9 protein-coding genes and 1 pseudogene are annotated in these 15,604 nt (G+C 60.7%); 9 read left to right on the forward strand and 1 reads right to left on the reverse strand.

What is annotated here, in order from left to right; genetic code table 11:
* The first annotated feature begins 48 nt into the window (after positions 1-48).
* The 3 genes from EPN59_RS11155 to EPN59_RS11165 all read left to right on the forward strand — a co-directional run bounded on the left by EPN59_RS11155 (position 49) and on the right by EPN59_RS11165 (position 4,114).
* Positions 49-990: an ABC transporter substrate-binding protein gene (locus EPN59_RS11155; RefSeq protein WP_293036560.1), complete on the forward strand. Its 942-nt coding sequence runs from the start codon at positions 49-51 to the stop codon at positions 988-990.
* A gap of 149 nt (positions 991-1,139) precedes the next feature.
* A complete protein-coding gene (locus EPN59_RS11160; protein WP_293036558.1) occupies positions 1,140-2,438 on the forward strand; it encodes an L-fuconate dehydratase in 1,299 nt (432 codons plus the stop codon).
* 137 nt (positions 2,439-2,575) lie between these two features.
* A complete protein-coding gene (locus tag EPN59_RS11165; protein WP_293036556.1) occupies positions 2,576-4,114 on the forward strand; it encodes a sodium:proton antiporter in 1,539 nt (512 codons plus the stop codon).
* Between the two features lie 294 nt (positions 4,115-4,408).
* Here the strand turns inward: EPN59_RS11165 and EPN59_RS11170 are convergent, their stop codons facing one another.
* The gene (locus EPN59_RS11170; protein ID WP_293036580.1) at positions 4,409-6,397 is read right to left on the reverse strand and encodes a c-type cytochrome; all 1,989 of its coding nucleotides are present in this window, start codon (positions 6,395-6,397) and stop codon (positions 4,409-4,411) included.
* A 479-nt stretch (positions 6,398-6,876) separates the two neighbouring features.
* Here EPN59_RS11170 and EPN59_RS11175 point away from each other — a divergent pair, with 479 nt between their 5' ends.
* From EPN59_RS11175 to EPN59_RS11205, 6 genes and pseudogenes are all read left to right on the forward strand, one after another.
* Positions 6,877-8,727, forward strand: coding sequence for an acyl-CoA dehydrogenase (locus tag EPN59_RS11175; RefSeq protein WP_293046052.1), 1,851 nt, complete (start codon positions 6,877-6,879; stop codon positions 8,725-8,727).
* A gap of 381 nt (positions 8,728-9,108) precedes the next feature.
* Positions 9,109-9,336 (forward strand): annotated as a pseudogene (locus EPN59_RS11185) (VOC family protein); the annotation flags it as partial.
* A 1,620-nt stretch (positions 9,337-10,956) separates the two neighbouring features.
* Positions 10,957-12,333: a replication initiation protein gene (locus EPN59_RS11190; protein WP_293036555.1), complete on the forward strand. Its 1,377-nt coding sequence runs from the start codon at positions 10,957-10,959 to the stop codon at positions 12,331-12,333.
* An 883-nt stretch (positions 12,334-13,216) separates the two neighbouring features.
* Positions 13,217-13,903 carry a ParA family partition ATPase gene (parA, locus tag EPN59_RS11195; protein ID WP_293036554.1) on the forward strand — a complete coding sequence of 229 codons (687 nt, stop codon included), beginning with the start codon at positions 13,217-13,219 and terminating at the stop codon, positions 13,901-13,903.
* On the forward strand, positions 13,893-14,894 hold the full coding sequence (locus EPN59_RS11200) for a ParB/RepB/Spo0J family partition protein (RefSeq protein WP_293036552.1): 1,002 nt from the start codon (positions 13,893-13,895) through the stop codon (positions 14,892-14,894). Before parA ends, EPN59_RS11200 begins: the two co-directional genes overlap by 11 nt.
* Before the next feature lie 455 nt (positions 14,895-15,349).
* Positions 15,350-15,604: pyridoxal-phosphate dependent enzyme (locus tag EPN59_RS11205; protein ID WP_293036550.1), on the forward strand; the 255-nt coding region annotated here is incomplete at its 3' end.

Below are 15,604 nucleotides of genomic sequence, written 5' to 3' on the forward strand. Positions count from 1 at the left end.
GCTCCCCATCGGCAGAAGGTTGATGTTCCACTCAAAGAGGAGAATCCCATGTTGAAACGGAGACTTGTCGGTGTCGTGGTTGGCGTAGGCGCACTCGTTGGCGGCACGATGCTCGCGCGCGCGGACGAACCTTATATCCCGCTCATCTCGAAGGGCTTCCAGCACCAGTTCTGGCAGGCCGTCAAATCGGGCGCCGAACAGTCGGCGAAAGAGCACAACGTCAGGATCAGCTTCGAAGGCCCCGAAACCGAGGCCATGGTCGACAAGCAGATCGACATGCTCTCCGCCGCGCTCGCGAAGAAGCCCCAGGCGCTCGGCATCGCCGCGCTCGACAGCAAGGCCGCGATTCCGCTTCTGAAGCGCGCGCAGGCCGACAAGATCCCCGTGATCGCGTTCGACTCCGGCGTCGACAGCGACATTCCGCTGACGACCTGCTCGACGGATAACCTCGCCGCCGCCGCGCTTGCCGCCGACAAGATGGCGGAGGCCATCGGCAATTCCGGCGAAGTCGCGCTGATCGTGCACGACCAGACGAGCCGCACCGGCATCGGCCGCCGCGACGGTTTCCTGAATCAGATGAAGGCCAGGCATCCGAACATCAAAATCGTTTCCGTGCAATATGGCGGCGGCGACCATTTGAAATCGGCGGAAATCGCCAAAGCGATGATTCTGGCCAACCCCAATCTAAAGGGTATTTTCGCCTCCAATGAGGGCTCGGCAGACGGCGCAGCCATCGGCGTCAAGGAGTCCGGGAAGAAACTCGTCCTGGTCGGCTTCGATTCCGGCAAGGAACAAAAGGACGACATCACCTCGGGCCTGATGCTCGGCGCCATTACGCAGAATCCGGTGGGGATCGGCAAGTGCGTCGTCGATTCCGCCGTGAAGGCGCTCAAGGGCGAGAAACTGCCCAGGAAGATCGACACGGGCTTCTTCTGGTACGACAAGAGCAACATGAACGATCCGAAGATCGCCGCCGTGCTCTACGATTGATCCGCCGCGAGCACGGCACGAGCACGGCACGACAAATCAGGAAGGGCTGCGGCCCTTCCCTTTTCTTTTTGGTCTTCGCGAACCGCTCGATACTGTGTGCGCACGCAACCGCAGCCGGTCCGCCGGCCCTCACCCCGGAGCGTAACCCGATGACCACGATCACCAAGCTGTCCGTCAAGGACATCCGGTTTCCAACGTCGCGTTCGCTCGACGGCTCGGACGCGATGAATGCCGCGCCCGATTATTCGGCGACCTACGTGACGCTCGAAACCGATTCGCAGACACCGCTTGCCGGCCACGGGCTCACCTTCACGATCGGGCGCGGCAACGAGATCTGCGTGTGCGCCGCGCACGCACTCGCCCCGCTTGTCGTCGGCAAAAAGCTCGAGGACATCGCGGCGGACATGGGCGCCTTCTGGCACGCACTGACCTCGGATAGCCAGTTGCGCTGGATCGGCCCCGACAAGGGCGCGATGCATCTGGCGACGGCGGCTGTCGTGAACGCCGTCTGGGATCTGTGGGCGAAATCGCAGGGCAAACCGGTGTGGAAACTGCTCGTCGACATGAGCCCGGAAGAACTCGTGCGCTGCCTCGATTTTCGCTACGTCACCGATGCGATCACGCCGCACGAAGCCATCGCGCTGCTGCATCGCCATGCGAAGACGCGCAGCGTGCGCGAAGCGGAAATGCTCGCGCACGGCTATCCGGCGTATACGACGTCGGCGGGCTGGCTCGGCTACGACGACGACAAAATCCGCCGGCTCGCACGTGAAGGCGTCGCGAACGGCTGGACGCATTTCAAGCAGAAAGTAGGCGGCGATATCGAAGAGGATGCGCGGCGCGCGCGCATCCTGCGTGAGGAGATCGGCGACAACCTCAAGCTCATGATGGACGCCAACCAGGTATGGGACGTGGAAGAGGCCGTGGCCAACATGCGGCGCCTCGCGCAATTCGACCCGTGGTGGATCGAGGAGCCCACGAGCCCCGACGACATCCTCGGCCACGCGACGATCCGCGAGCGGATCCGGCCCATCGGCGTCGCAACGGGCGAGCATTGCCAGAACCGCGTGATGTTCAAGCAGCTGCTGCAGGCAAAGGCAATCGACTTCTGCCAGATCGATAGCTGCCGCCTCGGCGGCCTGAACGAAGTGATCGTCGTGCTGCTCATGGCCGCGAAATTCGGCGTGCCCGTGTGTCCGCATGCGGGCGGCGTCGGGCTTTGCGAATATGTGCAGCACATCTCGCTCTTCGACTATATCTGCGTGTCGGCCTCGCTCGAAAACCGCGTGCTCGAATACGTCGATCATCTGCACGAGCATTTCGTCGATCCGGTCGTGATCCGCAACGGACATTACATGCCGCCGCAACGCGCGGGCTACAGCATCGAAATGCATGCGGCTTCGCTCGATCAGTACGCGTTTCCCGAGGGTCCTGCGTGGCGGCCGTAAGTGCCGGCGCGATTGCGCTGCGGCGGGTGCGACCACTCTGACAACGCGTAGCGCGAAGCCGCGCTAGTATGCGAGTCGTCCCGACCGCGCGGCCTGTGCCGCGCGCCCCGCCCCGCTTTGATTCCTGGTTCAACGAAATGAGCAACGTCGAGTTTTTTCATACTCTGCTCGTCCTCATCGTCGGCGCTGGCGCGCTGACGTGGCTGGCCGAGCGTCTCGCCATCGCGCCCGCTGTCGTGCTGCTGCTCGGCGGCTCCGCCATCGCGCTGACTGGCGGCCCCGCGCCCGATATCGACCCGAATCTCCTGCTCGCAGCGGTGCTGCCGCCGCTGCTCATGTCGAGTTCGTTCTACACCGCGTGGAAGGACTTCCGGCGCGAAATCGGCACGATCTCGTCGCTCGTGCTGGGCGCCGTGGTGTTCACGACCGTCGCCGTGGCCGTTGCCGTGCGCGCGGTCGAGCCCACGCTGCCGTGGGCCGCGTGCTTCGCGCTCGGTGCGATCGTCTCGCCGCCCGACGCCGTGGCCGCAAAAGCGATGCTCCAGCGCTTCCCGCTACCGGGACGGCTCGTCACCGTGCTCGAAGGCGAGAGCCTCGTCAACGATGCGTCGGGCCTGCTGCTCTATCAGATGGCCATTGCGGCGGCGCTCGCCGGACAATTCACGGTGCCGCGCGCCCTCGCGGTGTTCTCGATGCTGACCGTGATCGGCGTGGCCGTCGGCATCGCGTGCGGATACGGCATGACATGGCTCATCAAGCGTCTTCGCGAGCCGATGCTCAGCATCATGCTGACGTTCGTGATGGCGTGGGCAAGTTATGCGATTGCCGAGAAACTGGACGGCTCGGGTGTGCTCGCGGTCGTGTCCTGCGGACTCGTGCTCGGCATCCACCAGCATCAGGCGTTCGATGCCCCCCTGCGCATCAAGGCGGAGGCATCCTGGGAGGTCATCGTGTTCGTGCTCGACGCGCTGGTGTTCATCCTCATCGGCCTCGCGCTGCACGGCATCCTCTCGCGCATGCATGCGCAGAACGCGCTTTTCGCGTCAGGCCTCGGCGTCGCGCTTGCTGCCACCGCCGCCGCGATCGTTGCACGTCTCGCATGGGTAGGCCTCGCAATCTGGCTGCCGTGGAAGCTCGCGGCGCGCCACGGCAAGACGGTGCGCGCGTGGCGCTTCGACGAAGCTGTCGTGCTCGGCTGGGCGGGCATGCGCGGCGTGGTGAGCCTCGCGGCTGCGCTCGCGCTGCCGGTTAGTTTTCCGGGGCGCGACACGATCATCTTCAGCACGTTCATCGTGATCTTCGCGACGCTCGTCGTTCAGGGCCTCTCGCTTGCGCCACTGATCCGGCTACTGCGTTTGCGTCCCTTGCAGCGTACGACGATGTCCGAATTCGAAGCGCGTTCGCACGCATTTCGCGCGGCCCTGATCAAACTGGAAAAGATTGCAAAAACAGCGCCGAAGGAAGAATGCGAGAGCATTGAACGCATGCTCGACGAATACCGCGTTCGCGTGCACTCCAATGAAAACGCGCATGTGTCCGGCGCCGGGCACGTGGAACGGCGCGCGAAGTTGTTGCGGCTGGAACTCGAACTGGTGTCGAAATCGCGCGAAGCGCTGCTCGGCCTGCACGACAACAACCGCATTCAGGACAGCGTGCTGCACCGGATCGAAGCCTAACTCGATCTCGAAGAGTTCAGGCTTCAGCGTCTGCTCGAACCGTGAGCGGCGCACGCAAGCACTCACCCATGTGCGCGTATCCGCTCAGAACTGGCCGGGCAAATGAAGAACGTCGCACAAACCGCGCATCGGCTTCTGAAGCTGCGCGGCGTTCGTTGTGCGCCATCACGCGGTTTCGACTCCCGCAAAGCCTGTGTGCTTCACGGGAGTCGTTGCATCGATTCCTGCATCCGCCGGCCGTTGAGTCCTGGCCGGTTCGGCTGACGCGCCCGGCTTCACGCGACGGCGTGGCCTTCAATAGCGCGCGTCCTTCGGCTTGCCGCCGTTCGGCCAGTCGTGGAGCTTCGGTGGGAAGTCCGCGCGCGGCTGTGTCGTGAAGTACGCCGCGACGTCGATGGCATCCTGGTCGCTCAATCCGCCCTGCGCCAGCGGGAACTGGTTGCGCGCGCCGACCGGCATGTTGTTCTTCACGAAGGCTGCGGCCGTATAGAGCCGCGCCATCCCCGCGCCGATGTTGAACGACTGGCCGCCCCACAGCGGCGGATAGATGTACTCGCCGTCCGCGCGCTTCGCACCTTCGCCGTTCGCGCCGTGACACGACGCGCATTGCGCCGAATACACGTCCTTGCCGTGCGCGAGATTCGGCTGGAGGCTGGTGTCGATCTTGCCCGTGCCGCGCCCCGCGATTTTGTCTTTCATGCGATAGCCGCCCTTCATCCAGTCGAAGTACGCGACCATCGCCTTCATGTCGGCGGAATCGACGGGCAACGCCTTGCCGTTCATCGAGCGCAGGAAGCAGCCGTTGATGCGATCGGCCAGCGAGATCACCTTGCCGGCGCGCGACGCGTAGCTCGGGAACTGTGCCGACAGGCCGACGAACGGCGAGGCCAGCGCCACGGTCCCGGAATTCAGGTGGCAGCTCACGCAGTTCAGCGAATCGCCGACATGATCCGGCAACAGCGCCTTCGTCTGCATGTTCAACCGCATGCCGCGCACGAGCTGCGTCGCGTTCGGCTCGTCGAGCATCGCGGCGAAGCGCGGCGTCTTGAAGGCCGGCGTGCGTGCCGGGCCCGTGACGACCTGGCTGCGCAGCTTGCCGACCTGCGACGCCGTGATCGCATCGGTATGGCCGCCCCAGCTATGGCGCACGAACGTCAGGATGTCGGCCAGTTCCTGATCGGACAACAGGTCGAAGGCCGGCATCGTGTAGGCACGCGGATAGGTCGCGGTCTGCGCCGACGTCCAGCCAGTCAGTGCGACGTGAATCAGCGAATCGGCATTGGCCGACAACACGGCCGGGTTGGCCGACAGCGGCGGGAACGCCGACGAAAAACCGCGTCCGTCCGTCTGGTGGCAGGATGCGCAGAACTGCGCATATCCGAGTCCGCCTTTCGACGTGAAGAGCGCGGCGGGCTCAGCCACCGCCGTCTGCGCAACATTTGGACGCGCGTCCGCGCCGCCCGGCAGCGACTTCATGTAGACGGCCATCGCCTTCAGGTCGGCGTCGCTCAGGTACTGCGTGCTGTGATGAACGACGTCGGTCATGCCGCCCGCTGCCGACGTATAGCGGTTCTGCCCGGTCTTGAGCAGCGTGACCAGGTCATCCTCCGTCCACAGATTGCGCAAATTGATCGCACGCCACGACTCGACCGTGGAGCCCGAGAGAAAGAGGCTGCCTTTGGCGCCCGCATCGGACATCGCCTGTTCCTGGAAGCCGATGCCGCGCGGCGTGTGGCACGCGCCGCAGTGACCGAGACTCTGCGTCAGATAGGCGCCGCGATTCCAGTCCGCATTGCGGACCGGATTGGGTGCGAAGGGCGTGTCGTCGAGGAAGGCCCAGTTCCAGAATGCAAGCGTCCAGCGCATGTTGAACGGCCACTTGATGCCGAGCGGCCGGTTGGCCTGCAAGACCGGTGGGACGCCCTGTTTCAGGTAGGCGTACAGCGCCTGCATGTCCTCGTCGCTGATCTTCGCGTACGACGGATACGGCATCGCGGGATAGAGGTTGTGCCCGTCGGCGGCGACGCCCTTGCGCATGACCCGTTCGAACTCGGCAAAGGTGTAGCGGCCGATGCCGGTTGTCTCGTCGGGCGTGATGTTGGTCGAATAGACCGCGCCGAACGGCGTGGTCAGCGCGAGGCCGCCGGCCATCGGCTTGCCGCCGGGCGCCGTGTGGCATGCGACGCAATCGCCCGCGCGGGCGACATAGGCGCCGCGTGCGACCGCATTGGCGTCGGCGGGGGCGGCCGGAGCAGCGGCGGCCAGTGCAACGTGTCCAAGCATCGCCAGCGCGGTAAAGACCCAACCCTGAAGCGTTCCATGTTTCCTGGACAGCCCGTTCATCAATCGATGATTCATGGTGTGAGAGGTTGTTGTTGTTGGACGGCCGAAACGCTCTATCGCCTTGTCCTGCAACGGCTGACGCATCGGGTCGATGGGCCGTGGAACTTGGGGTTAGCCCTACTCATAGTAACTTTCTGACATAGCTGGAGATAGCCGCCAGGCTTGACGCACATCAGATTCGACGGCCTTTCATCACTTTCCTTCATATGCATATATGAAAAAAGGAATAACAAAGCCAACTGAAAGATGCCGATGAATGACGATCGAAATCTGAGCGAGCGCCGGTAATGTGGCCTCGTTCATAGCGGATGGCTGAAATCGACGCGTCCCCCACAGGCGGGCGCATTCCCCAATAGCACGCTCGTTCTATTTTGTGTAGGCTCGTGGAAATCGATTTCTTCCACCGCGAGCGTGCCGCCATGTCGCTGATCCTTTCCCGCTGTGACCTGAACTTCCTGCTTTACGAATGGCTCGATGTCGAGCGCCTCATACGCATTCCGCGTTACGCCGATCACTCGCGCGAGACCTTCGACGCCGCACTCGACACCTGCGAGAAAATCGCCACCGATCTGTTCGCGCCGCACAACAAGAAGAACGACCAGAACGAGCCGCACTTCGACGGCAAGACGGTCACGATCATCCCCGAGGTAAAAGCCGCGCTGAAGGCGTTCAGCAAAGCGGGCCTGATGGCGGCGGGCCAGGATTACGAATATGGCGGGATGCAGTTGCCGCTCGTCGTCGAAAAGGCGGGCTTCGCGTGGTTCAAGGGCGCCAATGTGGGCACGAGCGCGTACCCGTTCCTCACGATCGGCAACGCGAACCTGCTGCTCGCGCATGGCAGCAAGCAGCAGATCGACGCGTTCGTGCGCCCCGAACTCGCGGGCCGCTTCTACGGCACGATGTGTCTGTCCGAGCCGCAAGCAGGCTCCTCGCTCTCCGATATCGCCACGCGCGCCGACTACGAGGGCGAATCGGCGCTCGGCGCGCAGTATCGTCTACGCGGAAACAAGATGTGGATTTCGGGCGGCGAACACGAACTCGCCGAAAACATCGTGCACCTCGTGCTCGCCAAGATCCCCGGCCCCGACGGGAAGCTTATTCCAGGCGTGAAGGGCATCTCGCTCTTCATCGTGCCGAAGTACCTCGTCAACGAGGATGGCTCGCTCGGCGAGCGCAACGACGTCGTGCTTGCGGGCCTCAATCACAAAATGGGCTATCGCGGCACGACGAACTGTCTGCTGAACTTCGGCGAGGGCACGCAATACGCGCCGGGCGGCCGCGCTGGCGCGATCGGCTATCTGGTGGGCGAGCCGCATCGCGGGCTGGCATCCATGTTCCATATGATGAACGCGGCGCGCATCGGCGTGGGCCTCGGCGCGACCATGCTCGGGTATACGGGTTATCTGCATGCGCTCGACTATGCGCGCAGCCGGCCGCAGGGCCGTCCGGTGGGCGCAGCCGGCAAGGATCCGGCGTCGCCGCAGGTGAAGCTCATCGAACACGCCGACGTACGCCGTATGCTGCTCGCGCAGAAGAGCTATGTGGAAGGCGCACTCGCGCTCAATCTCTACTGCGCGGCGCTCATCGACGAAGCCGAAGCGATCGAAGACAACGCCGCGCGTACACGCCTCACGCTGCTGCTCGACCTGCTCACGCCAATCGCGAAGAGCTGGCCGTCACAGTGGTGCCTCGCCGCCAACGACCTCGCCATCCAGGTCCACGGCGGCTACGGCTACACACGCGAATACAACGTCGAGCAGTTCTACCGCGACAACCGTCTCAATCCGATCCACGAGGGCACGCACGGTATCCAGGGGCTCGACCTGCTGGGCCGCAAGGTCGTCATCGAAGACGGCGCGGCGCTGAAGCTTTTCGGCGAACGCGTGAGCGCGACGCTCGAGCGTGCGCACGCCAGCGACGACACGACGCTCGGCAACCACGCACGCGCGCTCGATGCGGCGCTGCACCGCCTCGTCGACGTCACGCAGAAACTGTGGTCGGCGCTCGATCCGGCGGTGATGCTCGCGAATGCTTCCGTCTACCTCGAAGCGTTTGGCCACGTCGCCATGGCGTGGATCTGGCTGGAACAGGCGCTCGTGGCGCATGCTGCGCTGTCGCGGGCCGTCACGCACGAGGCGGATTTCTATCGCGGCAAGCTGGCCGCCGCGCAGTATTTCTTCGCGTGGGAACTGCCGAAAACGGGCGCACAGTTCGATCTGCTCGCCTCGCTCGATCGCACGACGCTCGACGCGCAGGACGCCTGGTTCTGACGCGCTGTCCGCATCGACAAAAAAGAGCGGCGCGACTTCGGTCGGGCCGCTTTTTCATTCACGGCTGTTGTTAGTGCAACGATTAGCCGCGTTGCTGCTTGAAGCGGCGCAACAGCTTCTCGTAGAGACGCCTGCTGGCGCATGCGCTCGCTCGGGTAGCATGCGGGCCGCTATTGCACCACCGGATCGTGGCAGCAAATACCGATCTTGTCTGTGCAGGGGCCCTCGTATGGCGTGCCGACGATGAAGAGCGGACGCGGCGTCCCCGGTGCCATCCAGCCCGCCCACACACCTGACCACGGCGTATCGCGCTCGCAGAATTTCAGCGTAGGCCCGAGCCCGTCCATGGTGGCTGAATAGAACGCGAAAGCCCGATTCACTGTCTATCTCGACACGAGCGATATCGGCACAAACAAGCGGCATTGATGTTTCAAGGCGCAAACGCGCAAGCAGGTCGATGTGTTCTTTGCGGCAGGCATCACGGGCGGCGGACGCTCCGACTGCGAACCTGGCCTGCGCCTGCATTACCACGCGAGCGACTATGCGGCCTTTGTGTTCGATCTGGCAGGTAATCGTGTCGAAGCCGTATGTCATGCGAGACAGGACTGAGCACTGGCACGTGCAACTGCGACGAAGACGACCGAATCGCGTGCAAGGCGTTTTTCCCCGCGCAAATACATTGGATCCCTGCGCCTCAACGGGGCGACAGGTCACATCTCGTATGGCAGCGGCGCGTGATTAAGGTACTTGTGCCGACGGCGCCAGGTTACCGGATGTCTTGCCGCAGTGGACCTTGCAGCCCTGATGCGCAAATGCGTCATTTGCGCAAACGTCCTCCCATGGTCGGTGACCTGACATCGGTAACCGGATATGGGGAGTCGTTACCTTAAACGGGGCGACGCCACTCCCTGGTTCGTCGGGAGCTACGTACTGACGAGTCGGCAATCTTGCTTTCTTCTTCGCTTCCTTCAGGCAAAGGATGCCGGAGACAGCTCGTGTACCGAATGCGATTCCCATAAGACGGTACCTTCAAGCTCTCTGTGCTCCCATAGATGGAACCCGATAGGCCGGTTTTGTTTTGAATTCATCGGCTTGCCCGACATTTCAAAGGTAACTTATGAAAAACTGGCGCTCGATTGAGGTGATCGGTAGGGTTACCGAACGGCGTGCGGACGCCAAGGTACCCATGGATGGGAGCTACTGAGGTTGGTGACCACTTACCTGGCTACAGGGTCCCGGTTTTGGGAAACGTCTTTCTCCTCGGACACGGGTTTTAGTGTTTACCTTTAACGCTTTAACAACTTTAGTAAACCTTTAGGAGGCGCAAAGCCTTATCTGGCAAGGCTTTCCGGGCGATTTGGTTGCTCGTTATGGGATTTCGGGTACCTGATATGGGGCATTCGGGTTGTGGATATGGGAATTCGGTATCCGCGGATGGGTTTTTGGGGTTGTGGATATGGGGAAATGGTGCCGCGCTATGGTCTAGATGCTCGTGACACGCTTAGGTTGCTGGCTATGGGAAGAGGAAAAGGTTGCCTGCCATGGGACGTTGAGCGCGTAGAGAGGCCAATTCCGGAGGGATGTACCATTCGTCAGGTCGCCGGTTATGGGGAATTCGCCAGGTACCATGATATGGGAACGATATAGGAGCTGCCTGCCTGGGTTCCCGGGGCGGATTTTTGTGGTGCCCTTGTACAAATCGGATGCTCCAGTGCCAAACGCTCAAGGGTAACCGGTTATGGGCGCGATTTATGGTGACCAGATATGGGAGCGTATAGCGGTGCTGGTAGCTGATTCACGTACTTGGCCTGTCCAGTTGGGTACCCAGTTATGGGGCAATCGTCAGGTAACCATTGATGGGGAATCTCACTCGAGGTATGTGGTGGGTCCTTGTGGATAAGTACTCTGGGCCAAAACTCCCATATCCAGGTACCTTCGTAGAGGAATATATGAGAGTGCGTACTCACTCTCGGCGGTTCGGTTACCGAATATGGGAGCTTTGCCGGGCGCACAGCCCACAAGAGTACCCATTTATGGGAGCCTCCATTGGCCGCTCAGGTTGTCGCTCTGGCGGCTTTCAGGCTCTGCTACATGCGGTTGTGAAGCGTCTGTCAACCAGCTCGGCACGAAAATGTCGTACGGCGGCACGGCCTCGATTGCGACCTTGAGTCACCACGGCGCTTGGTATACAGTTACCAACCGATCAGGTTCCCTTCAAACGTGGATCACATGGCAAGAAAAAAGGCCGATGCCGGCGATGCCGACAAGCAAGGCGCACTCGTATTTCAGCAAGGCCAGCCGCCTGATCTATTTCGCAAGGCCGTCCCGGCGATTCATATTGCGCCGAAATCCGGGTCCATCAGCCTCCAGCAGCGCAAGATGTTCAGCTCGCTGATCAAAAACGCCATTCGCCAGGATTCGCTCGAGCCGGGCCGCTCGTCATTCGAGATCACGATCTCCGCCCTCTCGCAGGACGTCGATCTGAACAGCAACAACACGGAGTACGTCAAGGAGACGATCAACTCTTTGATCAGCACGGTCGTCAACTGGGACTACCTTACGCAGGATAAGCGCAGCATCTGGAAGGCCTCCGGTCTGCTCGCCGGTGCCGAACTCGAGCGCTCGGTACTCCGCTACACGTTTTCCGAACAGATTCGCGGCGAACTGCTGAACCCTGAAATCTACGCGATGATCGATATGCGGATCACGCGTCAGTTCAGGAAGGCGCATTCGCTCGCACTATGGGAAAACGTCGTGCGTTACGAGGCGGTCGGCATGACGGCTCGCTTTCCGTTGGCGACACTCAGGGATCTGATCCTTGGCCAGGATACCTCGGCGCAATCGTACAAGCTGTACAAGCAGTTCAAGAGCCGTGTGCTTGTTCCCTGCATCAAGGAAGTGAATGAAATTTCGGATCACATCTTCGATCTCATCGAGCACAAGGTTGGGCGTTCCGTCGTTGCACTTCAGTTTCGCGTAACCCGCAAGCCCGAGACGGACCCCTCGCAGGAATTGCGGGCGAACGAGACGGTGCTGATCGGCGAAATGTCGAAGTTCAGTATCCCGGTGTCCGAGGCGAAGCGTTTGCTGAAACAGTACGGCGAGGAGAAGATCCGGACGGCGGTCGCCTATACCGCGGCGCGCGTCGCGCAGAAAAATGCCGCACCGCTTGCGAACGTGGCAGCCTATTTCCGCAAGGCGCTCATGCAGGGTTACCAGTTGCCGGGCGCCAATGCCGCGGCAGGTACTGCGGCCGAGTCGGCCAAGGCGCGCGAAAGTCAGGATCAAGTCAAGGATCGCTACATCGCGGCCAAGATCGCCGAGGCGCGCTCGTACTTCAACGAACTTGAGTATGACGATCAGACCGCACTGATCAAGCGCTATAACGAGACTGTCGGGATGGACAAGCTCAAGGTCTCGACGGCGAAGGTGCCAAGCAAGATGGCATCGACGAATTTCTTCCGCTGGGTCGTCCTCGATACCTGGGGTCAACCAACCGCCGCAGATCTGCTCGAATTCCTGTTGAGCGGTCAGCAAGGTGCGGGTGCTGTGGATGGCCAGGCCGTTGTTGATGTTGAGCTTGCGTTGAAAACCCGCGCCGAGTGAGGTGTGGGCTACTCATGCTGTGCGTTGCCGATTGGCAGCGCACAGCAGCATGATTTACGAAATATTCCGAATAAGTAGCCGCAGATAAATATACGCTGCCTGCTCTTCTCGTTTGAACGCTCGTTCAGACGCACTTCCCCCTCTTCAACATGAGCCCGGCCATATCTGATATGGCCGGGTTTATGCCTTCGGTATTGTGTCCGGGTGCACGAGATCTCCACGTGAAGATCTCGCGACGATGATTCGCGCATCAGCGTGACGATACGCTAATGGAACGGATAACTGAGCAGATAAGCGATGGCGTGATGCCTGGAGGTTTGTTTGGGCAATTGCATACGCTGGCTGGTTTTGGATTCACGGATTCACGGAGTCGCGCAGTCACGGGCCTTGAAGGTTGTGTTGAATGAATCTCCACGTGGAGAGAGCGATGGTTAGCGATAGATTGATACTCGGCGACCGCGCCAACAGCCGTGTTTTGAATCTAATCGTGGTCGGATTTGCAGCTACAAGCATGTCTCTAGCTCACACGAAATCTGCGAGCTGGATTCAACGAAATACCTGAATCAGGCTGGCTGAAATGCCAATCGCCACCGGTCAACCTATTAGCAGAAGAAGTGGCCACAGGACACACAATCTCCACGTGGAGATCCGACAATGACCACGGGCGCCTCCCTGATACGTGCTACTCCTTCGCTTTAAGCTAACGATTCACCTCCCGCCACTTATCTTTTCAGCCAAACGGTTGTGACTCGGCAACGGATCGCGCGGAAAACCTAGAATTTACTTTAACGTCCCGTTAGACTCCCACTTGGCGTGCGAAGTCTCCACGTGAAGAGTGCGTGAGGACGATCACCAGCGGATTGAACATTGCATGGAGAACCGAATGGGACTGGTCATAGCAGTAGCGAACCAAAAGGGTGGTGTGGGTAAAACCACCACCACCATGAATCTGGCTGGGGCGTTTCAGTCCGAAGGGTACAAGGTCTACGTTGCTGACGCCGACGGCCAGCAATCGTGCATGAGTTGGTGTGCTGCCGCTGGTCCCGATACACCGCTTCCCTTCCGGGTCGGCAGCATCCATAAACTGGAAAAGATGATTGGACCCGAAGTCGCGGCGCTCGCCGACGACTACGACGTCGTGATCGTAGACTGTCCCCCCAACATCAACGATCTCACGACTGCGCGCGTGCTTGCCGTGGCCGATGCCACGATCATCCCGACCGATGCCTCGCCCATCGATATCTGGAGTAGCGAAGGGATGATGGAGTTGGTCGAACGGACACGTATCGCAAATCCGGCTGGGAAATTTGCCATTTTGCTAAATAAGTCGAATTCGAAAACGCTGCTGCACACGCAAATGAGTGCGCTACTGGCTGAGAGTAACGTGCGCGTATTCACGTCCACGATCAAGCAGCGGGAGCTTTATCGACAGACCGCCGCGCTGGGTCGCACCGTCTTTGACGTTCGTGGCGTACGTGGGACGAAGATTGCGAAAGACGAAATCAACGCGGTCTACAACGAAATCATTGCGCTCGTTCAGGAAGAGGAGGAGACCGTCGATGGCCGCTAAGCTCAACTTCACCAGCAAGGTCCGGGCGGGCATGGCCGTAGAGCGAGTCTCTGCCGGAGAGCGTCTTGCAGAAGCCGATGTTGTCAGCATCGCCCAACGCGACGCTGGAACCACCGGTCAGCCGGTGGAGGACGCATCGACACCCGGATCGTATTCGGTCAGCAAGATTCTGGTCGAGGACGTTGTCTCGAATCCGTACAATCCGCGTTCGTTTTACAGCGCGGAAACGATCGACGAGCTGGCCGGCAGCTTTGAGACGCAAGGTCAGATCACACCGATTCTGGTGACGCGCCTGCGCGAATTCCCTGGTAAGTACGTCATCGTGGACGGCGAGCGACGCATTCGTGCTGCTCGCTCGCGCGGCGACAAGACAATCGACGCCGATATTCGCGATGGCCTCGACAATCAGAACCTGTACCTGCGCGCGTATCACGCAAACAAGGAGCGTGAGGAACAGACGGTCTTCGATGATGCGCTCGCCTGGAAAAAGCTGCTGGACGATCGGGTCTACGTCGACCAGGTTGAGTTGGGTGTGGCTGTTGGAGAGGATCCGAAGCATATCAGCAAGGTCATCTCGCTGACGTCGCTTCCGTCGTTTCTGCTGCAGCGGATGGCGCAGAACAAGAAGGATGTCGGGCTTGGGCATGCCTACAACATCAAGCTGATTTTCGACCGCGCGGGTGCGACCGTCGCCGAGCATTGGCTCCAGCAGGTCGTAGAAGGGAAGGCAAGCGTTCGCAAGCTCGAAGCTGCCGCGTCCGCTGAAGCAGGTGCGCGCCGGATCGGCCCGCGCCGGACACACTACCAGTCGCGTGTGCAGTTCAATCGTCCCGATGGCGTTGCGCTCGGCGAACTCAAGCTCTTCGGCGACGGACGAGCCGAGCTTAGTCTCAAAGGCATTGCACCGGCGGATCAGCAACGGCTCGCTGAACGTGTCAAAACCGTGATCGAACAATGGGCGTCGGAGATGGATACACCCGAAAGTGCGTAGTTTTACGCGTAAACCGGCCGCAGGGTCGAATCCGTGAAACAAGAGGGAGCGATCGTATCACGTGCGATAAGATTTAAAAATCAATGCGATACGATGGATTTCATAGAATGTTTCACGATTTGACCCTGTGCCGATCAGACAAAAACGGGTTTTAGGGGCAAAACTACGGATCTGCACAGGCATCGCTTACAATCCACGTTGAAATGTACCAATTTTTACGTAAATACCGTTTTTTATACAAAGCACATTTAGCTGACAGGATTGACAAACGACCGGTGCCCAGGCGATGCTTACGCCCATGAACTGCCGCCAATTTCCCATTGCACTGATTATTCGCACCATTCCTCGAATGGTGGGTTAGTGCGTATCTGATAGCAGTGACAACAACCCGCCCCAAGAGGCGGGTTTTTTGTTACCGCCTCCTGGCTTAACGTATGTCAGCACAGGAGCAACCCATGTCGGCCAACCCGTCGGCCAACCCGAGCCGCGTCGCAGTCGAAGTCCCCACTACCGCGCAGAACGATTACCTTCGGAAAATCCTCACCGCCCGCGTCTACGACGTGGCCCGCGAGACCGAGCTGGAGCGCGCGCCGAACCTCTCGGCGCGCCTGTCCAACCGCGTGTTCCTCAAGCGCGAGGACAACCAGCCGGTGTTCTCCTTCAAGCTGCGCGGCGCCTACAACAAGATGGCGCACCTCACGCCCGCCCAG

Source organism: Paraburkholderia sp., from assembly GCF_004298475.1.
Taxonomy (GTDB): Bacteria; Pseudomonadota; Gammaproteobacteria; order Burkholderiales; family Burkholderiaceae; genus Paraburkholderia; species Paraburkholderia denitrificans.

Coding starts and splice junctions, on each gene's coding strand:
- parA (WP_293036554.1), top strand. CDS start 13,217: ATGGGACTGGTCATAGCAGTAGCGAACCAAAAGGGTGGTGTGGGTAAA.
- EPN59_RS11155 (WP_293036560.1), top strand. CDS start 49: ATGTTGAAACGGAGACTTGTCGGTGTCGTGGTTGGCGTAGGCGCACTC.
- EPN59_RS11170 (WP_293036580.1), bottom strand. CDS start 6,397: ATGCTTGGACACGTTGCACTGGCCGCCGCTGCTCCGGCCGCCCCCGCC.
- EPN59_RS11175 (WP_293046052.1), top strand. CDS start 6,877: ATGTCGCTGATCCTTTCCCGCTGTGACCTGAACTTCCTGCTTTACGAA.
- EPN59_RS11160 (WP_293036558.1), top strand. CDS start 1,140: ATGACCACGATCACCAAGCTGTCCGTCAAGGACATCCGGTTTCCAACG.
- EPN59_RS11200 (WP_293036552.1), top strand. CDS start 13,893: ATGGCCGCTAAGCTCAACTTCACCAGCAAGGTCCGGGCGGGCATGGCC.
- EPN59_RS11190 (WP_293036555.1), top strand. CDS start 10,957: ATGGCAAGAAAAAAGGCCGATGCCGGCGATGCCGACAAGCAAGGCGCA.
- EPN59_RS11165 (WP_293036556.1), top strand. CDS start 2,576: ATGAGCAACGTCGAGTTTTTTCATACTCTGCTCGTCCTCATCGTCGGC.